Source organism: Bradyrhizobium sp. AZCC 1719, assembly GCF_036924525.1.
GTDB lineage: Bacteria > Pseudomonadota > Alphaproteobacteria > Rhizobiales > Xanthobacteraceae > Bradyrhizobium.
This window is the reverse complement of record NZ_JAZHRU010000001.1, coordinates 3,384,956-3,406,037: the sequence shown is the minus strand read 5'-3', so window position 1 is coordinate 3,406,037 and position 21,082 is coordinate 3,384,956. Positions and strand designations below refer to the sequence as shown.

The window sequence follows — 21,082 nt, the reverse complement described above, 5'->3', positions numbered from 1 at the left end:
GGGATTTTTCCCTCATGAGCCAGTATGTGCTGCGTCGCCTCATGATCGCCGTGCCGAGCCTGCTCGGCATTTCGCTCGTTCTGTTCATCGTGCTGGCGCTCGCGCCCGGCGATCCCTTCAGTGAACTGGCGACCAATCCGAACGTGCCGCCCGAAGTCGGGGCGGCGCTTCGGGCCAAGTTCGGCCTAGACGATCCGATCTACGTCCGCTACCTGCGCTGGCTAGCGGCGATGGCGCAAGGCGACTGGGGCTTTTCCTTCGTCAGCCGGATGAACGTCGACACGCTGATCCTGCAGCGCCTGCCGACCACGCTTTACGTGATTGGCTCGGCGCAAATACTGGCGCTCCTGATCGCGATTCCCGTGGGCGTGTTCGCCGCGACCAGGCCCTATTCGATTTTCGATCAGATCGCCAACACGTTTGCCTTCATCGGCTTCTCGCTGCCGACTTTCTTCACGGGGCTGCTATTCATTCTGGTCTTCTCGATCACGCTGGACTGGCTGCCCTTTGTCTATTCCAGCGATATCAAGGCGACCGGGATACGCTGGCTCTTCGAGCATATCCGCCAGGCCATCATGCCGGTGATGGTGCTCGGCCTGTTCCAGGCGGCTTCGATGACGCGCTTCGTGCGTTCGGCCATGCTGGACGTGATCCGCCTTGACTACGTCACCACCGCCCGCGCCAAGGGCCTCGGGCAACCCCGGGTGATCGTCAAGCACGCGATGCGCAACGCGATGATTCCGGTCGTCACCCTGGTCGCGCTGCAGATGCCCGCCGTGTTCGGCGGCGCCATTGTCACTGAGCAGATCTTCCGGATTCCGGGGATCGGCTCACTGCTGATTTCCTCCATCCTCTCCAACGACACGCCGGTTGTGATGGCCGTGACCTTCGTCTTCGCCTGTCTTGTGGTGCTCTTCAACCTGATCGCGGATGTCCTCTATGGCTGGCTTGACCCTCGCATCTCCTTCCGCTGAGCGGCGGCCGGCCTGGTCGCCCTGGCGCGAGACTTGGCGGCGCTATCGCCGGCATAAGCTCGCCGTGGTCAGCGCGTTCCTGCTGCTTGTCCTGATCGCAGCGGTGGTATTCGGCCCATTCGTCTGGCGCGTCAGCATCAACGACATCGATTTCAATGCGCGCCTTGAGGGCCCCTCGTTTGCCCACCCCTTCGGCACCGACGATCTCGGACAGGATATCCTCGCCCGCATGATCTATGGTGGACGTATCTCGCTCGCGGTTGGGCTTGCCGCCATGGCGGTCGCCGTCCTCGTCGGTACGCTGATCGGCGCGCTCGCCGGCATGTCGCGCGGGGCGCTCGGGCACGCGCTGATGTGGCTGACCGACCTGTTCCTCTCGCTACCGCAACTGCCGCTGCTGCTGCTTCTGATCTATCTGTTCCGCGACGGGCTCAAATCCGTATTCGGGCCCGAGGGCGGCATCTTCATCCTGATCGTGCTCGTCATCGGCGGCCTGCGCTGGATGCCGGTCGCGCGGCTGGTGCGCGCTCAGTTCCTCTCCTTGCGCGAGAAGGAATTCGTCGAAGCCGCGCGCGCGCTCGGCGCCAGCCCGTTGCGGCAGGTGGTGCGGCACATCCTGCCTAACGCAGTCGGCCCCGTGATCATCGCCGGCACCATCGACGTCGCCGCCGCGATCATCGCCGAATCGACGCTGTCGTTTCTCGGCCTCGGCTTTCCGCCGGATACCCCGACCTGGGGGCGGCTGTTGTTCGACGCCAAGGACTATCTCGACATCGGTCCGCATTGGGCGTTGTTTCCGGGCGGCGCCATCTTCATCGCGGTCGTGGCCATCAATTTCATCGGCGACGGCATGCGCGATGCGCTCGATGCAAGGCGGGTGATCTGATGGCCCCATTGCTCGAAATCAAGGGCCTGAAAACCCACTTCGCTACCGACGACGGCATGCTGAGGGCGGTCGACGGCGTCGACATCACGCTCAACAAGGGCGAGACGCTCTGCGTGGTCGGCGAATCCGGCTGCGGTAAGACCGTGACAGCCATGTCGGTTCTGAAGCTCATTCCGATGCCGCCAGGCCGCATCGTCGAAGGCCAAATCATGTTCGAAGGCCGCGACCTCGTGCCGCTCACCAGTAGCGAGCTCGACGACATCCGCGCCAAGGATATCGGCTTCATCTTCCAGGAGCCGATGACCTCGCTAAACCCGGTGTTGACTGTCGGCGAACAGGTTGCCGAGAGCTTGCGCCGCCACGAGGGCCTCTCGAGCAAGGACGCGCTCGCCCGCACGGTCGAGCTGTTCAAGCTTGTGCAGATCCCCAACGCGGAAGCCCGCGTCCACGATTACCCGCATCAGTTCTCGGGCGGCATGCGCCAGCGCGTCATGATCGCGATGGCGCTTGCCTGCAAGCCCAAGCTCGTCATCGCCGACGAGCCGACCACCGCGCTCGACGTGACTATCCAGGCGCAAATTCTCGATCTTCTGCAGGACATGAAGGAACGCTTCGGCATGGCGGTGATGCTGATCACCCACGCCATGGGCGTGGTGGCCGAAACCGCGCAGCGGGTCGTCGTCATGTATGCCGGCAAGGTGGTCGAAGAGGCCGATGTCGACAGCCTGTTCGAAAGCCCGCACCATCCCTACACGCAGGGCCTGATCCGCTCGATCCCGCGCATCGATCTCGCCAGCGCGCACAAGACCCGGCTGGAAGCGATCGGCGGCTCGGTGCCGATCCTGATCAATCCCGCGCCCGGCTGCCGGTTCGCGCCACGCTGCCGCTACGCGTTTGGTCGTTGCGCCGAACAGGAGCCGGTGCTGCGCGAGGTCGCACCGGGCCATCGCATGGCGTGTCACCTCGGAGAAGTGCGCGGAGAGACGGCATGAGCGAACCCCTGCTGCGCGTTACCGATCTGAAAAAACACTTTCCCGTCAAGGGCGGATTCCTTTCGCGCGAGGTCGGGCGCGTGCATGCGGTGGACGGCGTGTCGTTTGCAGTCAATCGCGGCGAAACGCTCGGGCTGGTCGGCGAGTCCGGTTGCGGCAAGTCCACCACCGCGCGCTGCGTGCTGCGCCTGGTCGAACCCAGCGAAGGCGAGATCGTCTTCGACGGGCGCGACGTGCGAGGCCTTTCCGGCGGCGACTTGCGCGCCATGCGGCGCAACATGCAGATCGTCTTCCAGGACCCCTTTGCCTCGCTCAATCCGCGCATGACCGTCGGCGCGATTCTCGGCGAAGCCTTCACCATCCACGCGCTCGCTTCCTCGGCAAGCGAGCGGGATGACCGCGTAGCGAGCCTGCTCGTCAAGGTCGGGTTGAAGGCTGAGCACATGCGCCGCTACCCGCATGAATTTTCCGGCGGCCAGCGCCAGCGCATCGTGATTGCGCGCGCGCTTGCGGTGGAACCCAAGTTCGTCGTCTGCGACGAGCCGGTTTCCGCGCTCGACGTCTCCATTCAGGCGCAGGTGATCAATCTGTTGGAAGACCTGCAGGCCGAGCTCGGGCTCACCTATCTGTTCGTTGCCCACGATCTCTCCGTGGTCGAGCATATTTCCGACCGCGTCGCGGTGATGTATCTCGGCCGCATCGTCGAGCTGGCTGACGCGAGCGACCTCTACCGCAATCCCCGACATCCCTACACGCAGGCGCTGCTTTCCGCCGTGCCGGTGCCGGACCCGAAGGTGAAGCGTAAGCGGATCCGGCTGCAGGGCGACGTGCCGAGCCCGATGAACCCGCCGCGCGGCTGCCACTTCCACACCCGCTGCCCGATCGCCGAACCGCGCTGCCGTGAGAGCGCGCCCGAATTGAAGCAAGGCAGCGACGGGCATTTCGTGGCGTGTCATCTGGCCTGATGGTGGCGCGTGTCCGGCCGGGCCATCCGCCGCTTCTCATGCGGCGGCGGCAAAGAATTCATTCCTTGAAAACAATGCGGCCCCGCCCCGGCAGCGGTTCAACGCTTCTTGCCGGGGCGGGGCCGAAATCAGATCGTGGCGCTGGTCTAGCGCGTCTGAATGCCGTTTTTGCGGATCAGGTCCGAAAGCTGGGACAAAAGCTCCCGAAGCCTGGCATTCTCCTCGATCAGCGCATGGGCTTCGTCGGCCTTTTCGTTTCGACGAAGGGCGGGCTCGTCCCCGCGCAGGGCATTCTCAAGCAGTGAAAGAGCGTCGTCGGTCGGTTCCTCAACCCAAAATGAAGGTTCAGCGCGGCGGTCTCGCTTATTAAGCTGCGGATGGTCTACTCGCATGATTGATACTCCAATTTTAAAAAGCGGAACGTGCCCCCAGTCACCCTGTCTCGCGCGCGGAGAATGAGGTGAGTCGGCAGGCAAATTTGCGACTAAAATTGGAATCGTGCGGAGACGACCCCGGCGCTAAAGCGGCGTGATTGCGGCAAGTCGTAAGGCCCGCGCGGGGCAAACCTGCAGCCTGCGCGTGCGATCTAGAGAAACGTCGACAATTGATAGAGCGCGTAAAGAACCTCAAGCCCCATGAGAACAAGGGCTGCGATCATCAGATAATAACCAAAATGCATGCGGAATTTGAAACCAATGCCTCTCGCGGCCCGTGCGGTATCGCGCCAGGCCGTAAATCAAACTCGATACGCGTCGGAAGGGACAAGCCTCCGGCGAACGATGCGTCGGGCAACCAGGAACAAGAAGGCCTCCGCCGCCGCGGAAGTGACGCCTTTGCCTCTGCCTTGGTCGCGAGCCTCTTCTTGACCGGAGGTCTCTAGTTCGACGCCAGCTCGCCTGTTCACACACCGTGGAAAATCTTGATTCCCCACAGCACGATGACGATGGCCAATACCAGCGTAGCCGCCGTCAGTACACTTTCTAAGGAAGCGACTCTCATACTAACTCTCCGCTTCCCAGCCCCGCTAACGGTCTAGGCGATTCGTTGATTCGACCGCAATCACGCGATCACAATGGCTTGAACGTTGCTTGGCAGTTGTGTTTTAGAGGTCACACATCTGGGGTATGCGGCGCGTTTCTCCGCCGCGATGACGCAGCCACGCGCCTGCGGAAGCGGAAACGGCCCGCCTCTTACGACGGCTTTTCGATTGAAGGGTTTATTCGGGCCGGCTTGCCGGAACGTAGGGACCGGGCGGAACCGGCGCGCTTCGCCGCCGTTCGGCGAGCGCCGCCAGGCGATCGTATTCTTCCGCCACCTTGAGCAGGCGCCCCTGGTCCTTGACGGCAACGGCAGCCAGCTCCCTCGTCCGTTCCGCGCGCTTGCGCCAGTGCTCCGCATTGGTCAGGAAATCCGTCATCGGTACGCCCCTAAGGTGGTTTGCTCCCCAGCCCACCCCGGAACGCCAGAAAGGCCGGCGGTACGTCAAAAATTAGGCCTAATCCGATCTGCCGTGTGACTCGAGCGACGCATGAACTATCTGGCGAGCCTTTTCGCCGTTGCCTTTCCGACGCAAATTTGCCCCGGACTCAATGGAAAGTTCGTCGCTGAAAAGGCGACTGCGCCACCTTGTGATCAGGAAATTGTCATGAGTATCGAACCCTCACCGCGTGCCAGACAGGCCGGCGTCGATGCATTTCAGGACGCCGGACATCGCGACAACGTCGTGCCGCTGCGTCAGGGCAAGTACGACCTTCAAGCGCGCAACGCGCCGCTTCGAGGCGACGCCCTCCTTGCCGCGCTATCGCCCCTGCTCGACGAAGCCGACGGACTTCGCAGAGATGGCGCGCGGCACCAGGAAAGCGGCGATCTCGGGCTGCTGATCGAGGAGAATGTCCGGCTGCGAAAGCTTGCGGTCAGGCTGTCGAATCTTCTTGGCGACCTTCCCGAACAGGGCAAGTGAGACCGGCCTGGCCGCGGCCCTTCACGCATAGGTCGCCGTAACGGTTCCGAACGGGCCGAAATCCGCGACATAGGCCTCACCGGGCTTCGGCCGCAACATGCCCGTCAGCGTTCCCGTGCTGACGGTCTGTCCCGCCTTCATTCCGATGCCGGTGCGCGAGAGCTCGTTGGCGAGCCAGGTGAGCGGCACCATCGGATGGTCGAGCGCCTCCCCCGCCGTGCCCTTTCGGCGCAGCGTGCCATTACAGGTCAACAACACTTCCTGTCCGGCGATATCGCGCGTCTTCCAATCGGGGATCGCGGCGCCGCAAACGATGGTGCCGCTTCCCGCGCCATCGGCGAGAATCGCGGGCAGCGGCGGAAATGCGGCGTCGTGGACGAAGCGGCATTCGGCGAGTTCGATTCCCGTATGCAGCGACGCTACCGCCTCGGTGACCTCCGCCAGCGTGTAGGGCTTTTCGCGCGGCGGCAGATCGACGCCCAAGCGCGCCTGATACTCGACTTCGGGAATCGGGCTGCAGAGTTTGGCGTGCTCGACGCTGGCCGGCGACTCCATGATCGGTGCGAACACCCGGCCATAGATCGGCGAGTCCGTGCGAAGCTGACGCTGCAGCCCCTCCTTCATGCCGGCGATCTTCCAGCCGACGACCTCCCAGCCCAGTTCCTCCGCGACCATGCCGGCGACGCGATAGGCTGTCGCCTTGTCAGGCGGCACCAGCCGTTGATCGAGGCCGCTTTGCGGGCGTCCATCACGGCGCAGCGTCGCGAGCAGGCGGGCGAGTTCGCGTTGGTGAGCGATGTCCATGACCTAGCCCTGCACCAGCGCGGCAGCCTCGCGCATCGGGACCGGCGCGTCACCGAGCAGCAAATCGATCGCTGCCTTCTCCCAATGCTGCGCCTGCAGATTAGTGGACGAAGGTTCGGCCAAGCGATGCTCGAGGACAAAACGCGAAAGCAGCAGGCGGCGTGCATCGCCGCCGGCATTGCCGAGGCGCGTGCCCTCGGACGCCAATAGCGCAGCCGTCGTCGCGTGGTACAGCTTTCCGGCGGCGATCCTGCAAAAACGCTCGTTCTCGGGATCCGCCGCAACCTGTTCCGCAAAGCGCATCGCATCCGTCAGCGCGCCGGAAAGGCGCGTCCGAAACTGCCCCGGCATCCCGGCGGTATCGTCCAACCGACGGCCGAGATCGTCACACAACGCTTCATGGCCGCGCGCCTTTCCGACCGCGCGCTGGACCGCATCGAGCGCGTTGATGTTGCTGGTGCCCTCCCACAACAGGCCGAGATGGGCATCGCGAACCAGCCGCGCGTTCGGCCAGTCCTCGATGTAGCCGTTGCCGCCGCGGGCCTCCATCGCACCCGTGGCGACCGTGACGTTGTCCCGGCACGCCCGATATTTTGCGATCGGCGTCAGCAGCCGCAGCACCTTGTCGGACGCGGTTGCCGAGTACAGTAGCGCCGACAGCGCCTGCTCGGTCGGGACCATGAGCTTGAGCAACTGCCGGCGCATCAGCGGATGGTCGATCACCGTGCGGCCGAACGCGTTGCGATGCCGCGCGGCGATCATCGCCTCATTGAGGCATCGCCGCATCATGCCGGCCGCGCGCGCAAGGTGCGACACCCGGCTCGAATTCACCATCACCAGCATGTGCTTGAGGCCCTGATCGAGCTCGCCGAGCTGGTAGGCTGTGGCGCCCTCGAACACGATCTCGCCGCTGGCCATGGTGCGGCTGCCGAGCTTGTCCTTCAACCGCAGGATCCGGTACGAATTCCGCCGTCCATCGGGAAGCACTTTTGGCATCAGGAACAGACCGAGCCCGCGGCCGCCGGCCACCGCGCCTTCGGGCCGGGCGAGCAACACGGCTAGTTCGGCGTCGACGTTCGAGCAGAACCACTTTTCGCCCCACAGCTTCCAATCCTTGCCGTCGCTGACAGCAACGAGTTCACCGGCGCCGACGTCGGAGCCGCCGGTCTTCTCGGTCATGAATTGCGCACACTTGAGCAGCGCGGCAGGATCCTGGCTCCACATCCGTTCGAGATATTGCTGGCGCAGCTCATCCGTGCCGAAGCGGCGCACCAGCTCCGAAGAGCTGTCGGTGAGGTTGACCGGACAAAGCAGGCCGAACTCGGCTTGCGCGAACAGATAGTGGAATACGTATTTTGCGATCGGCGGCATCGGCGACGGCCAACCCAAGACGCCGCCGCGATTGCACATCGCGTGCATGCCGAATTTTCCGAACGCGATGCTTTCCATCTCGCGGTACGCAGGGTGATACTCGACCCACTCCTCGTCGCGGCCGTAACCGTCGCGCGGATGCAGCACCGGCTGATGGCGCTCGGCTTGGTCCGACAAATCATGCAGCCGGCCTCCGGCGAGTTCGCCGAGTTCCGAAAGGTGCGGCGCGAGATGCGCCAGCAGCGGTGCCTCCATGTAATGGGGCAAGAGGTCGCGCAGGCTTTGGTCGAGCGAATAATAGTTCAGCCCGCGACAGGTCGGCGCCAGTGCCCTGGAGCGCCGCGCCGCCGCCTCGCGGCCGGTCAGATCGACATGAATGGTCATGGGCATCTCCCTCGGCTCCGCCCGCCCGGGCGCACCGGCCTGGACGATATCGGCGGAAAATATCGGCGTATGACCCAGGGAGCAGCCGTGCAAACGACTTCTTGGGTCGGGGGCTTGAGCTAGAGTCAACGCTGCGGTTCCCCCCGTTTGCCGGCCGGCCCTTTTCCACTAAGCTCCCGCGATGGCATCACGACGACTTCCTCCCTTGCATGCGGTGCGGGCGTTCGAGGCCGCCGCACGGCACTTGTCGATCACCCGGGCAGCCGACGAACTGAACGTGACGGTCGGCGCCGTGAGCCGGCACGTCCGCGCCCTGGAAGCGCGAATGGGGACCGCACTCTTTCTGCGCGGCTCGCGCGGCCTGGTCCTCACCTCCGCAGGCAAGACCTTCGCCGATTCCGCCCGCGAGGCATTGGACCGGATCGCAGATGCCGCCGACGGGCTGCGGTTGCGGCGCTTCAGGCGGCTTTCGATCGGGGTCTATGGCTTCTTCGTTTCGCGCTTTCTGCTGCCGATCTGGCCCACGCTCAATGCGGCCTATCCCGATCTGGAAGTCGACCTGCACACCAGCTCCAATCCGCTCGACCTTCTCGCCAGCCGTTACGATGCGGTGATCGCCGTCTCGGACGGGCAGCCTCGCGCCGGGCTCGTCACCCATTCCTTGATGCCGATCGCGACCGTGCCGGTCTGCGCGCCGGAGTTTATGAAGAATGGCGCTGTGGATTTCGCAGCCGTTCCTCTCCTGCATGCGCGGCCACGCCCGGACGATTGGCGGCGGTGGCTCGATCACGCGCAATTCGCCGACGTGCCCGTGCAGGGCGGCAGCAGCTTCGAAAGCCTCGGCCTGACCATTGAAGCCGCCGCCGCCGGCATGGGCGTCGCCATCGCCATCGACGGCCTTCTCGCGCCCGACCTCGCACGCGGCAATCTCGTCAAGGCCCATCCAGCCGTTCGCCCGACGCGCCGGCAGTTCGTACTCGAATACGAGCAGCGCATGGCTGACGATCCCGCGCTGACCGCTTTCGTCGCCTGGCTGAACAATTCGCGTGGCCAGCAAGCGCCGAAGAAGCCCGCCGCGAAGAAGAAGGCGGGCGCAGAATATGCGCGTTGAGTTTCACTCAAGGCGCGTTCAAAAAAGCTCGTTTGCCAGCCTGATGCTGCTCTGACACAGACAATCCGACGGTTCAAGGCGCAGCCCTTCGCGCCGAAAGGAGCAGGCATGACGACGTCCCCGGACGACTGGCAGTATCCTTATGGCACCCGGCAGCGCTATCATCTGCAGCACGTCCATCTCTTCGCGTCCAACATCGACGCGACCATCGATTTCTATCGAAAATGGTTTGATGCGGAGGTGAAGTGGGACGGTGACGTCGCCGGCGCTCGCAACGTCTTCGTGAAGGTCGGCATCGGTGCGTTGCATCTCTACGACCAGCAGCCGCGAGGCGATGGCAAGAACGCCGTTCATCATTTGGGAATGCAGGTCGTCGGCATCGAGGAGCTATGCGAGCGAATGAAAGCCGCAGGCCTGAACATTCCGAATCCGATCCGCCAACTTGGCGGCGGTGGCGGCTATTTCATGCTCGGCGCTCCGGACGGAGTCGTGATCGAAATATTCGAGCCGGGCCCGCTTCGCGAACCCGTGGTTCGCGAATATTACGGCTTTGGCGGATGAGACGTAAACGGTAGCGAACGCGCGGCACCCTCGCATCAAGTATCCTGGCTCACCGCAATCCGCCGTTCCGGCCGCCGGATATCTTCACGCTCGCCGTATGAACCGAACTCGCGCAAGATCTTGTCCCTGTCCTCGGACGAGATGACGGATCTTGGCGCGGACCGGCTGGCCTTCTTCTCGAGCAAAGCCTGCCGAAAGCCAAATCGGCAGATCACGCTATCCAGACTCTCATCGTTGCGCCGAAGGCGGCGGCCATGAAAATCCATCCATTTCTCGATCCGTTGCAAACTCAGGCGTCCGAGGCCAGGCTGTCCGAGGAGTTCACCCCTGGTATGGAGCGACGCAATCTCGAGGAGGTAGTTAATGCGCGTGGATGGCTCCTTGCTGACGAGCCCCGCGTGGTGACTGCGAACCAATATGGTTGCAATTCGCTCCGGCAGATAGCTATCGATATGCTGCTCGAGAGGGACGGATTTTATCATGACCGGTTCCACGTTGAATATCTGCGGATGCGATTGAGAGTGAATCTATCAGCACCGCAAGCGTGTATGATCTCGGCTTGTCTCAGTTAGATGGATTCTAAGTCAGATCATCTCGACGTGGCCCTCTGTACATCCGGGGGTTGCAGACAGTTGCGCATTGGTCGATAAGCCCGTGGACATGACCAACTCCTGGAAGGCTGGACAAGAACCATTTGCCGCATCGCTTTCAATGGCGCGTGCAAGCGTCTTCCTCGCGTGGTCGATCGCCGTGAAATGCACGGCTCCGCAGGATCAATTGCGGGTGCGATGCCTGCCGTATGCTGATATCACGAGGCAGGTCAGACAGTTGGAACCGGAAGAGATCGTTCTCTGGCTGGCAGCGATACCTCCATCGCGGGAGATCGTTGCCGGCGAACCCGGCATGCTCAACGTCGAGCGAGCTGCGAAACTCCTCGATGCCGGTGAGACCGATCGCATGGGGCGGTTCCTGCACATCGAAGATCGATTGAGCTACCTCGCTGCGCATGCGGGCGCTCGCCTCATGCTTGGCGGACTTGTCGGTCAGCCGGCCGAAGACCTGCGGTTTCAACCATCGGAGCATGGCAAGCCCATGCTCCTTGCTGATCGAGCGAAGATCGACTTCAGCCTGAGCCACGCGAGGGGCACTGTGGCCGTTGCAGCGGCCCGCATGCCGATCGGCGTCGATATCGAACCGCTGCGGGAAATCGCCGATATGGATTCGGTCGCCGAAATCGTCCTGGCGGCCGAAGAGCGGGAGGTTCTATGGAACGCTCCCGCGGCACTTCGGTCCCGGCTCTTTCTTCGCTACTGGACCCTCAAGGAAGCCTTGCTGAAGGCGGCCGCACTCGGATTCACGATAGCTCCGAACACCGTGATCATCGACGCAGGCCCGTCACCCGCCGTGCTGTCGGTGCCGGCCGCGCTTGGATCCGCTGCACAGTGGCGACTCATCGCTCCCTCGATCTGATCGCCTACGCGATGAGCTCGCGGCGCGAAATCGTCGAAAGCAGCGATTCTGCGATTTCCTGCGAGCGCGTGGCGAGCACGGACAGCAGCGTGTCGCTCAGGCCGTGAGAGGCTTCCGAATATCCCTGAAGATGGATTTGCGGCCGAAATGCCGGGCTGGTGACGAGCTTGTAGTTGCGGTCCAACACGGTGTCGCGAATGTAGCGCTGGATCGGCTCCAGAAACGCGTGCGGCGTCTCCCTGTCATAGCCCGTTGCCAGAATGACGGCGTCGTAGGTGGATCGGCGCTTTGCACCGCCGAACTTGTCAACGGTGCCGATCTCGATGCCTTCAGGTGCGGCGTCTATGCCCGTTATTTCGCTACGCGGGTGCAATGCGATCGCTGTCGTGCCGCTGACGCGCTGCTGGTAGAGCAATCGATACAACTGGTCCAGGAGGTCGGAATCGACCACCGCATAGTTCGTGTTCCGGAAGTTGCGAACGATCGCGTCTCGCCGCTCGGCAGGCTGCGCATAGATGAAATCGGTGTAATCAGGATTGAAAATCTCGTTGACGAACGGGCTGCTGTCGGACGGCTTCAAGGCATGGCCGCGAAAGATCAGATCAATGCTCGCGTCCGGAAATCGCCCGCGAAGGTCGACCGTCACCTCGGTCGCGCTCTGCCCTCCTCCGACCACGGCCACGCGCGCGGCCTTTCCACCGAGGCCGATGTCCTCGACCGTGTCGAGATAGCGGCTGGAGTGCAACAATCTCGGATCATCGGCGATATCAGCAAATACTTGCGGAATATACGGTCGCCCTCCCACCGCGACCACCAGATTTCTTGCAAGCCGCACCGTTTCCCCGCCGGCGAGCGTCCGTGAATGAATGCGCAAGGACGTCACCGACTGCCCAACCGTTACCGGCTCGATGGCGACGATGGTTTCGCCGTAGGCCGCCTGAGACTTGAACTGGGCGGCTACCCACCGCAGATAGTCGTTGAACTCAATCCGGCTCGGATAGAACGTTCGGCAGTTGATGAAATCCTGCAAACGGCCGCGCTTGTGCAGATAGTTCACGAAGGTGAACGGACTGGTCGGATCACGCAACGAAACGAGGTCCTTGAGAAACGAGATCTGCATGTCGCTGCCTGGAAGCAGCATGCCGCCGTGCCAGGTGAATTGCGGCTGCTGCTCCACGAACAGAGCGGCACATTTCAGACGTGATCTTCTGGCGCATTCATCCAATGCGATCGCAAGCGCAAGATTGGACGGCCCGAATCCGACGCCGATAACGTCGTGCTCGATCGCAAACTGGTGAGACATGAGCTGCGCTCCGTTCGGGCGTTAGGACGTGGTCGCCGGGCTGGTCGCTGCCGGCAGCCACAGCCGGTCACCAAAGAAGCGTTCGCGCAACAGCATCACGAGCGTGGCCCGCTTGTGCGGAAAATCGAAGTTCTTGATCTTTGCGAATCCCGAGACTTCCAGATTGCGGAGCTGCTGCGCATGCGCTGCCGCCGGCTCGCCGACGATTCGTTGCGTTCGACAATCGTCCAGGAACATGTAGTGCATCAGCGATGGCAGCCAGGCGCTGATATAGCGGCGCCCGCGATAGGCGTCCTCGCCGACGACGACATGCCAGCCGCGATCGTAATCGTCGGCATCGTAGAACGGCGCGATACGATTCTCCTTGGCCCAGTAGAGCTCGAAATAGCCAAACGGCTCGTCGTCGAAGCAGCCGATGAGCGGCAACATGTGCGGGTCCGCCAGGATGCCGGAGAGATAACGCCGATGCTTTTCGAGATCGCCGGCTTCGTTCCAGAACGCGTCGACGCGGGGATCGTTCATCCACCGGTGCAGCAGATGCAGGTCACCGTCTGTGTTGGCGACGCGGAAGGAGATCACTTCGGCGAGCCAGGGTATGAAGCGGGCATAGACCTTTCCCACCGGCTTTGGCGAGCGTCGCGGATGGCGCTTGCCGTCCGTCATGACGTGGAGTTGCGGCAATGGCGGCCGTCCGGCATTGACCAGCCAATTGTCCCGCCGCTGCATGATCAGTTCGGGAAGCAGCACGAGGTCTGCCCCCGCCATGAGAGCGAGACCGTGGTTCATCAGCTCGCGCGCAAGCTCCACGCTGGCTGACTCCAGCACAAGCCGGTCCAGACTCGGCCGCCATCCAAACGTGGCTTCGGCCGCCGCCGAAACCGCCGATATCGCCAGTTGCGGATCGTCGGGTGTGGTCAATATCTTCAGATGATCGAGCCGTTCATCGACACGCAGGCGCATCACCGTCGTGATGCCCACGGCGATGCGAAGATCTCCCCCGCCGTCTTGAACGACGGTCATGGAAAAATCCGGTCCGATCGGGAATGCGCGAGGCCCTGTCGCGGAGCTCGAAGCTTTGTTCATCCGGCCCTCGCATCGCAAACGTGGTTGCTTGAAGCAGCACGCGAACTTCACGCGCGCCTGCGATGTAAAGCACTCGCGTACAGGATGACAAGAAATGCAGGCACACGCAGTTTAGATTTCTTACAAATCTGACAAAACGGCGTCGCCAAAAACATCGCGCGCGTTCCCCGGCGCGCGTCTCGAAAGAGCCGGAACTTCGATGCAAATTTTCCGAAAGAATAAAATAGCTCTAAAGAGAGGCGTCGGTTGGAACCGATGACGACTTGATGATGTCATGGGTCTTCGCATCGCCCGCGACAATCTTGCCGTGCCGCAATCGCACCAGATGATCCGCCACGCCGAAATAACGGTCATCATGTGAGATCACGATGATCGTCTTGCCGATACGCTTCAGGTCCGGCAGCAGTTCCGTGTAGAAGATGTGGCGGAAGGCTGGGTCCTGATCCGCGGCCCACTCGTCGAACACGAGGACCGGCCTCTCCTCGAGCCAGGCATTCATCAGCGCCAGCCGCTTGCGTTGACCGGTCGACAGGTCCGTCGTCGTAAATACGCCGTTCTCGACCGAGACCTTATGCGCGACCTCCAACCGCTCCAGATAGCGCTCCGCGACGTCAGGCACCATTCCCGCTCCCTGCAGAAGATCTTCGAACAGGTAGTAGTCGGAAAAGATGGTCGTGAAGAGCTGTCGGTAATCATCCCGCGTTTCCGCTACAACAGGCAGACCGTCGCGAAGCAGCGTACCGCTCTGTGGTGCGTAGAGACCCAACAGCAACTTGATCAGCGTGGTTTTTCCGCTTCCGTTTTCACCGACAATGAAAACGATGTCTCCCTGCCGGACATGCAGATCAATCGGTCCGAGCACGAAGGGCTTGGTGCCGGCCACCGCGCGGAAGCCGTATGATACGTCACGGAGCTCGATCGATTCGATCCTGCCTGATCCACTTGGCGCGTTCGAGGGCGCGGCCAGCAAGCCCTGCTCGGGCGTCGCGAACTGCTCCGAAAGCTCGGCGATCCGTTTCATCGCCACCTGCGCGCGGCCCAGTGCCGGCAGGATGCCGATCACCTGATCGATGGGTCCCCGCATATAGAGCAGCACCAGGACAAAGCCGCTGGAGACCGCGGCCGGACTGTCGGGGCCAGAGGAACGGACGCAAGGTCAGCGCGACGCCGATCACGACGAAGAACAACATCGTGCCCAACGCCCGCGCGGTCACGAAGAGGTTGATCGATTTGATCTGCACCGCGCTGATCCGGTCGACGGTGCGCTGAAGCTGGTCGACATAGACGCGCTGACGGCGGGCGCGGTTCAGGCGCAGCTCCTTCGCGCCCTCGGCGATCGCGCGGTAGTGCTTCTGCAATTGGTCTTCGGAATCGCGGGCGACGTTGAAGCCCTGAACGCCGCGCGTTCGCGCATATGCATGCGCGAGCGAGCCGAGGACAATGACCAGCCCCGTAATCAGGAAAAGTGGCCACGACAGCACCGCAAGGTAGACCATGCAGCCGAGCGTGATGACGACGGACACGAAGAAGGAGGAGAAGAAGAACGCGAAATCGCTGATGGTATCGACGTCATGGGTGAGGACCGGAATCAATCGATGCGTCCGGTAGATTTCGAGCTGGTCGATCGGAGCCGCCAGAATTTTCGCGGCGAGCGACTTGCGCAGCTCGGCGATGATCCGCTGCCCAACATAGTTGGCGCTGATATCGGCGCCGATCGAGCCGATCAGGATCAAGAGACACAGGCCCGCAAACGCGAACAGCAGCGTTGCGACGTCGTCTTGCGACGCGTAAAGCCCGCGATTGACGACTGCGAGCAGTCCCGCAACGCTGGCGCCACCGACAACGCCGAGAACGGTGCCGCCCAGCACGATCGGCCAGTAGGGCCGCAGGAGATGCAGAATCTGCGCCGTCAGGCCGCTTCGTGGATTCATCATGAGTGCCGCGCTGGAGTAGAGCTGAAGCGAACCTACACGGCCCGTCGTAGTACGAATAGCCTTGCGGGAGTGATGCGAATACATGATGGCAGCATCGCTCTTCCAGAGCCTATTTTTCAGCCTCTTTCGATTGATTCTAATTTGTGATCGGCAACGCATTTAATAAAATGCGAGTAGTAGAGCCTTTGCGTCGCAGCCGGCGAGCGAGTAGGACATGGACCCACTAGGGACATGGATTCGGTGTCGGGCTGCGATATCCGGAAATCGAAGCGTGCGCAGGCCAGCATCGGGCAGGCCCGACTGGAGAAATGACTTTGGATTCGCTTGTTTCCGAAACCCGCATTCCGATTGCTGATGCCGCCGGCCTTGCTGCCCGAATGATCGATCATCTTGCCGAGCATGATATCGCCTTCGAGGACCAAGGTGGCCTGATGGTGGCGAAGCTGCCGTTTGGAACCAGCTCGCTCGCCGTCGAGGCCGAGGCGCTCAAGATCCGCGTCGAGGCCAACGACAAGGGCAATCTGGAAATGCTGCGCTCGGTGGTGGCTTCCCATGTCATCGAGTTCGCCGGCGATGAGCCGCCGACCATCGTCTGGTCCGGCCATGAATCCAACAGCGGCACGCTGGCCAATTTCCGCGAGGTGCGGCTGAAGGCAGCGATCGACCTGACGCCCCGCATGCGCCGGCTGACATTCACCGGCGACGACATCGCCCGCTTCGTGAACGACGATGACCTGCACGTCCGCCTGTATTTTCCGCCGGAAGGCCTCGCCAAGCCTGAATGGCCGTGGCCCGCCCCCGACGGGCGCATCCTGTGGCCGGAACCGGACCGCAGACCCGTCACCCGCTACTACACGATCCGCCGCATCGATCTGCAGGCCCGCGAAATCGACATCGATTTCGTGGTCCACGATCATGCCGGACCGGGCTCGGCTTTCGCGCTCAATGCGCAAACCGGCGCCATTTGCGGCATGGCCGGTCCGCTCGGACGAGGCATTCGTCCGGCACGCTGGTTGCTGCTGGCGGGCGACGAGACCGCCCTTCCCGCCATTGCGCGAATTCTCGAAACGCTGCCGACGACGGCAACCGGTGAAGTCTTCATCGAAGTCGCCGACCGGCTTGAGCAGGTTCCGTTGATCGCGCCAGCCGGCGTATCGATCCAATGGCTGCATCGCGGCGACCGTCCGGCCGGGACGACGCAGCTATTGGTCGATGCCGTCAAGGCCGTGCGATGGCCGGATCATCGCGAGGTCTTTGCATGGGTCGCGTGCGAAGCGCAGGCGCTGAAGGCGCTGCGAAACCATCTGCGCGACGAGCGAAAGCTCGCCCGCGATCAGCATCTTGCGGTCGCTTATTGGAGCCTGCGGCAGCCATGACGTCCCCACAACCGCAGGCCGACGGGACGACGACATTCACCTCGCACCGCATTATCCCCGCAGGCCCTTTCCTATGCATGTAGTTCGGCCAACCGAAATCGCCGAGGCCTCGCCCGATGCGGCCGCGCCCTTGTTCGAACTGGACCAGGTGGCGTTCGCCGTGGCGGGGCGCGCGCTGCTCGAACCGCTCACCCTGTCGCTTCCCGCGCGCAGCGTCGTCGGCCTGATCGGGCACAACGGCTCCGGCAAATCGACCTTGCTGAAGTTGCTGGCGCGGCAGCAGCCAAGCTCATCCGGCACGATCCGTTTCGAGGGCCGCGCTTTACGCGAATGGAGCGATCGGGAGTACGCCCGCAAGGTCGCCTATCTGCCGCAGCAGACGCCGCCCGCCGCCGGCATGCTGGTGAAGGAGCTGGTCGCGCTCGGCCGCTATCCCTGGCATGGCGCGCTGGGCCGATTTGGCGACACTGACCGCGACAAGGTCGCGGAAGCCATGGCGCTGACCCACATCGAGCCGTTTGCGGACCGGCTGGTCGATACATTGTCAGGCGGCGAGCGCCAGCGGGTCTGGATCGCCATGCTGGTTGCGCAGGATGCCGAATGCCTGCTGCTCGATGAGCCGACTTCGGCGCTCGACATTGCCCATCAGATCGAAGTGCTGTCGCTCGTGAAGCGGCTCGCGCGGGAGCGCAATCTCGGCGTGGTCGTCGTGCTCCATGACGTCAACATGGCGGCGCGCTTCTGCAACGAGATCATCGCCTTGCATTCGGGCAAGCTGATTTCGCGCGGCGCGCCGGACAGGATCATGACGCCTGCCGAACTCGAAACCATCTACGGCATTCCGATGGGGGTGATGCCGTCTCCGGATCACAGCCATCTCATCAGCTTCGCACGGTGAGCGCGTAAATCATTCGGCGTTTCACCGTCTCGCGTCATCCGCGCTGCGGTCGCAACAGCCAGAGAAGATAGGGCCCGGCGAGCATCATCGCGAAAATGCCGGCCGGCATCTGGAACGGAAATATAACCATTCGCCCGGCCCAATCGGCTGTTACCATCAGGATGGCTCCGATCAGCGCGGCCAGCGCCGTCTGATGCAGCGCGCGCTGCGCCCCCATCATCCGCGCCATATGCGGCGCGATAAAACCGACCAAACTCAGCAGCCCAACCATCAGCGTCGCGGTCGCCGTCAACAATGCGGTCAGCAGCATGATGATGATGCGGCTTCTGGCCATCGATACGCCGATCGAACGCGAGGCCGCCGAGCCGAGCGGCAGAATGTCGAGCCAGCGTGACAGCATCGGCACCATGATCAACAGAAGGAGCGCCGCGGCGGCCAGGACCCAGGCCTCGGCCGGACTGATCTGATAGAGCGATCCGGTCAGCAATGACAGCAGCATGCCGATGCGCGGATCACCGGTCGCCAGCGCCATGGCGATGATCGCGCCGAATGCCGCGCTCATGGCGACACCAGCCAGCAGCACACGCTCCGGACTGAATTCGGACCGCCGGCTGAACAGCAGAACCAGCCCGAGCACGATGAAGGCTCCGATCCCGCCGCCTGCAATCTGCGCCACGCGCGTGTGGGACGGAAGGAGATAGAGAAGAACGATCACGCCCATCGCGGCGCCGTAGCTGATCCCCATCACCTCTGGAGCCGCCATTGGATTTCCTGTCATGCGCTGCAGCAGCGTGCCAGCCACCGCCAGCGTGGCCCCCGCGGCCAACGCCGACACCACACGCGGCCAGCGCCACGGCAGGAATTCCTGGATGTCGGCGAGACCACTCCAGCTCCAGCCCTCGGCGCCGACCCCAACCGCGAGCGCGACCCAGACCACAAACAACAGCAAAGCTAGACCAAACAGGATCACCCGCCAGGGATGATCAAGACGTGGCGGAACGGATGGTGTGAGGTTTCCGACTGGAGCTGCGGACCGTAGCCGCGGCAACAGCACCAGCAACATGGGCGCGCCGATCAAGGCCGTGGCTGCGCCGGCCGGCATCTCGCGATAGCCCGGCGGAATCAGCAGCACAAGCTCGTCTGCCAGCCACAAGAGGCCGGCGCCGCAGAGCGGCGCCCAAATCAGCCGATCGCGGAAACGTCGCGCGCCCGCAAGCATGGCGAGAGCCGGTCCGGTCAGACCGACAAAGCCCAACACGCCGACCACACTGACCACCGAAGCGCTGAGAGCGATCGCAATGCCAAGCGCACAGACCCGCGCGCCCGTCAATCCGAGGCCGAGATTGCGCGCGGTCTCGTCGTCGAAGCCGAGCAATGTCAGCGGGCGGACCATCGCCGCGATCAGCACGAACGAAATCAGAAACCGCGGCGCCAGGAACGCCGCATTGCTCCAGTCCTGCTGATTGAGATAGCCCGCGCCCCAGATGAACAGGCCGATCAGGTAGTCATGGTTGAGCAGCACCAGGGCCTGGGTCGTCACGGCGCAGTAGTAGCCCACGATCAGCCCGGCCAGCACCAGCACGACCGGCGATAGTGCGCGTTTCCAGGTGAGGCCGAACACGCACAGGAATGCAGCGAACCCGCCGACCAGCGCAATCCACTCGCGGCCCAAAGCAAGCAGCGACGGCGCCCACAAGGTCGTCACCGCCAATGCGAGATAGGCGCCGTTCGAGACGCCGAGCGTGGTTGGCTCGGCCAGCGGATTGCGCAGCACCTGCTGACAGACGGCGCCGGCAAGGCCCAATGCTGCCCCGGCCAATAGCGCCACCGCAATTCGCGGAAAGACCGTATAATGCACGAGCATCTGCTGCGGATCGTTGATTTCAGGACGCCACAACACCGGCAACCACGCATTAACAGGCAGATATCCCGACAGATGCCGAAAGGTCAGCGCAGCCGCCGCCGCAAACAACAAGCCGATCAGCATCGCAGGATGCATCTCGATCCCGGATCGGGCGGGCAGCGCGTCAACCTTGCTCATTGTTTTCCTGCGGCAAACGTTCGGCGAGAAGGCGTGCGAAGCGTTCAGCCGCCGGCACGCCGCCATAGAAGAATTGATTTCCCAGCACCGTCAGCCGCCCCGAGCGGAGGAACGGCAAGGTCCGCAACACCGGGCTTGCGTTGAGCAGGGCTTCGATATCGGCAACCCGCGAACTCATCAGAACCAGCCGCGCATCCGGAACTGCAGCGAGCACTTCAAGGCCCACGCTGGTATGTCCCCACGGACCGCTCTGTCCGGTCCAGGCATTCTTCAGCCCGAATTGGCTGAGGACTTCCTGGTAAAGGCTGTTCGGGCCGAATACGAGCGCACGGTTGCGCGCGATCTCGCTGACGAGATACAGCGGCTTGTCGTTGCGACCGCGAAGCTGATCACGGTAGCCGGTCATGGCAGCATCGAAGCGCGCCAGATAGGCCTCGCATGCGGCCTGCACACCGAGACGCTGCGCCAGCTCCATCGTCGAACTGCGCGCCGTTTCAAGCGGATGGCGGCCGGGCTTGAAAATCGTGAAGACTTCGACCGGGGCGATCAGCTTGAGCCGGGGTATTGCCGCCGTGATACTGGGATCGATGATGATAATATCAGGCGCAAAGCTCTGCAGCAGCTCGAGATTTGGCTCCGAACGCAGGCCTATCTCCTGGACGCTTGACGGGACAGCCGGCTCGACGACGAGCCGGCTGTAACGCTCGATTTCCGGAATAACCAGCGGCACGATGCCGAGCGCCAGTATAGTCTGCGCGCAGGCCCAGCCGAGCGCGGCGATGCGGGGGCCTCCTTGCGGTGCGGCGGCTTGCGCAAGCGCCATCGGCCAGCCGCCTGCAAGCACCCCGCCGCCGATGCCCGCGCCCACTGTGAGAAGCGCGCGGCGAGACAGCCTGTAATCGGAGAGTGAATTCTTGCTCATGGGGTGCGGCTCGGGAACGGCTTACGGCGAGGCTGCGAGGGACGAAA

The 21,082-nt window shown here is 63.0% G+C and carries 20 protein-coding genes and 1 pseudogene; 10 read left to right on the top strand and 11 right to left on the bottom strand.

Annotated elements, in window-relative coordinates; genetic code table 11:
* Positions 1–14 precede the first annotated feature (14 nt).
* Genes V1292_RS16000 through V1292_RS15985 form a run of 4 tightly spaced genes read left to right on the top strand, consistent with a single transcriptional unit; the run spans position 15 to position 3,817 of the window.
* Positions 15–974, top strand: a complete 960-nt coding sequence (locus V1292_RS16000; RefSeq protein WP_334373689.1) for an ABC transporter permease — start codon at positions 15–17, stop codon at positions 972–974.
* Positions 940–1,860, top strand: coding sequence for an ABC transporter permease (locus V1292_RS15995; protein ID WP_334373688.1), 921 nt, complete (start codon positions 940–942; stop codon positions 1,858–1,860). The genes V1292_RS16000 and V1292_RS15995 overlap by 35 nt, the downstream gene beginning before the upstream one ends.
* Positions 1,860–2,852, top strand: coding sequence for an ABC transporter ATP-binding protein (locus V1292_RS15990; RefSeq protein WP_334373687.1), 993 nt, complete (start codon positions 1,860–1,862; stop codon positions 2,850–2,852). The genes V1292_RS15995 and V1292_RS15990 overlap by 1 nt, the downstream gene beginning before the upstream one ends.
* Positions 2,849–3,817: an ABC transporter ATP-binding protein gene (locus V1292_RS15985; protein WP_334373686.1), complete on the top strand. Its 969-nt coding sequence runs from the start codon at positions 2,849–2,851 to the stop codon at positions 3,815–3,817. The genes V1292_RS15990 and V1292_RS15985 overlap by 4 nt, the downstream gene beginning before the upstream one ends.
* Before the next feature lie 146 nt (positions 3,818–3,963).
* On the opposite strand, the gene V1292_RS15980 is transcribed toward V1292_RS15985, so the two are convergent.
* Together V1292_RS15980 and V1292_RS15975 are read right to left on the bottom strand one after the other, a co-directional pair.
* Positions 3,964–4,209: a hypothetical protein gene (locus V1292_RS15980; protein ID WP_334373685.1), complete on the bottom strand. Its 246-nt coding sequence runs from the start codon at positions 4,207–4,209 to the stop codon at positions 3,964–3,966.
* Positions 4,210–5,033: 824 nt separating this feature from the next.
* A complete protein-coding gene (locus V1292_RS15975) occupies positions 5,034–5,234 on the bottom strand; it encodes a hypothetical protein (RefSeq protein ID WP_334373684.1) in 201 nt (66 codons plus the stop codon).
* A gap of 111 nt (positions 5,235–5,345) precedes the next feature.
* Here V1292_RS15975 and V1292_RS15970 point away from each other — a divergent pair, with 111 nt between their 5' ends.
* Complete coding sequence (locus tag V1292_RS15970) at positions 5,346–5,777, top strand: hypothetical protein (protein ID WP_334373683.1); 432 nt, start codon at positions 5,346–5,348, stop codon at positions 5,775–5,777.
* A 21-nt stretch (positions 5,778–5,798) separates the two neighbouring features.
* On the opposite strand, the gene V1292_RS15965 is transcribed toward V1292_RS15970, so the two are convergent.
* Both V1292_RS15965 and V1292_RS15960 read right to left on the bottom strand, forming a co-directional pair.
* Positions 5,799–6,581, bottom strand: a complete 783-nt coding sequence (locus V1292_RS15965) for a 2-keto-4-pentenoate hydratase (RefSeq protein WP_334373682.1) — start codon at positions 6,579–6,581, stop codon at positions 5,799–5,801.
* 3 nt (positions 6,582–6,584) lie between these two features.
* Positions 6,585–8,336 (bottom strand): acyl-CoA dehydrogenase family protein, encoded by a 1,752-nt coding sequence (locus tag V1292_RS15960; RefSeq protein WP_334373681.1) that lies wholly within the window; start codon positions 8,334–8,336, stop codon positions 6,585–6,587.
* Between the two features lie 181 nt (positions 8,337–8,517).
* Here V1292_RS15960 and V1292_RS15955 point away from each other — a divergent pair, with 181 nt between their 5' ends.
* On the top strand, positions 8,518–9,447 hold the full coding sequence (locus V1292_RS15955; RefSeq protein WP_334373679.1) for a LysR substrate-binding domain-containing protein: 930 nt from the start codon (positions 8,518–8,520) through the stop codon (positions 9,445–9,447).
* Positions 9,448–9,555: 108 nt separating this feature from the next.
* On the top strand, positions 9,556–10,008 hold the full coding sequence (locus tag V1292_RS15950) for a VOC family protein (RefSeq protein ID WP_334373678.1): 453 nt from the start codon (positions 9,556–9,558) through the stop codon (positions 10,006–10,008).
* 35 nt (positions 10,009–10,043) lie between these two features.
* Here V1292_RS15950 and V1292_RS15945 read toward each other — a convergent pair whose 3' ends face one another.
* Positions 10,044–10,490, bottom strand: coding sequence for a hypothetical protein (locus tag V1292_RS15945; RefSeq protein WP_334373677.1), 447 nt, complete (start codon positions 10,488–10,490; stop codon positions 10,044–10,046).
* Between the two features lie 178 nt (positions 10,491–10,668).
* On the opposite strand from V1292_RS15945, the gene V1292_RS15940 reads away from it, so the two are divergent.
* Positions 10,669–11,478, top strand: a complete 810-nt coding sequence (locus tag V1292_RS15940; RefSeq protein ID WP_334377064.1) for a 4'-phosphopantetheinyl transferase family protein — start codon at positions 10,669–10,671, stop codon at positions 11,476–11,478.
* 4 nt (positions 11,479–11,482) lie between these two features.
* On the opposite strand, the gene V1292_RS15935 is transcribed toward V1292_RS15940, so the two are convergent.
* From V1292_RS15935 to V1292_RS33880, 4 genes and pseudogenes are all read right to left on the bottom strand, one after another.
* Complete coding sequence (locus tag V1292_RS15935) at positions 11,483–12,781, bottom strand: lysine N(6)-hydroxylase/L-ornithine N(5)-oxygenase family protein (RefSeq protein ID WP_334373676.1); 1,299 nt, start codon at positions 12,779–12,781, stop codon at positions 11,483–11,485.
* Positions 12,782–12,802: 21 nt separating this feature from the next.
* Positions 12,803–13,801: a GNAT family N-acetyltransferase gene (locus V1292_RS15930; RefSeq protein ID WP_334373675.1), complete on the bottom strand. Its 999-nt coding sequence runs from the start codon at positions 13,799–13,801 to the stop codon at positions 12,803–12,805.
* Positions 13,802–14,093: 292 nt separating this feature from the next.
* Positions 14,094–14,948: a cyclic peptide export ABC transporter gene (locus V1292_RS33885; protein WP_442895529.1), complete on the bottom strand. Its 855-nt coding sequence runs from the start codon at positions 14,946–14,948 to the stop codon at positions 14,094–14,096.
* Positions 14,949–15,144: 196 nt separating this feature from the next.
* Positions 15,145–15,795: pseudogene (locus tag V1292_RS33880) on the bottom strand (ABC transporter transmembrane domain-containing protein); the annotation flags it as partial.
* A 317-nt stretch (positions 15,796–16,112) separates the two neighbouring features.
* Here V1292_RS33880 and V1292_RS15920 point away from each other — a divergent pair.
* On the top strand, positions 16,113–17,174 hold the full coding sequence (locus tag V1292_RS15920; protein WP_334373674.1) for a siderophore-interacting protein: 1,062 nt from the start codon (positions 16,113–16,115) through the stop codon (positions 17,172–17,174).
* A gap of 73 nt (positions 17,175–17,247) precedes the next feature.
* Positions 17,248–18,072, top strand: a complete 825-nt coding sequence (locus V1292_RS15915) for an ATP-binding cassette domain-containing protein (RefSeq protein WP_334373673.1) — start codon at positions 17,248–17,250, stop codon at positions 18,070–18,072.
* A gap of 34 nt (positions 18,073–18,106) precedes the next feature.
* On the opposite strand, the gene fhuB is transcribed toward V1292_RS15915, so the two are convergent.
* Complete coding sequence (gene fhuB, locus V1292_RS15910; protein ID WP_334373672.1) at positions 18,107–20,113, bottom strand: Fe(3+)-hydroxamate ABC transporter permease FhuB; 2,007 nt, start codon at positions 20,111–20,113, stop codon at positions 18,107–18,109.
* The gene (locus V1292_RS15905) at positions 20,100–21,035 is read right to left on the bottom strand and encodes an ABC transporter substrate-binding protein (protein ID WP_334373671.1); all 936 of its coding nucleotides are present in this window, start codon (positions 21,033–21,035) and stop codon (positions 20,100–20,102) included. Before V1292_RS15905 ends, fhuB begins: the two co-directional genes overlap by 14 nt.
* Positions 21,036–21,082 lie beyond the last annotated feature (47 nt).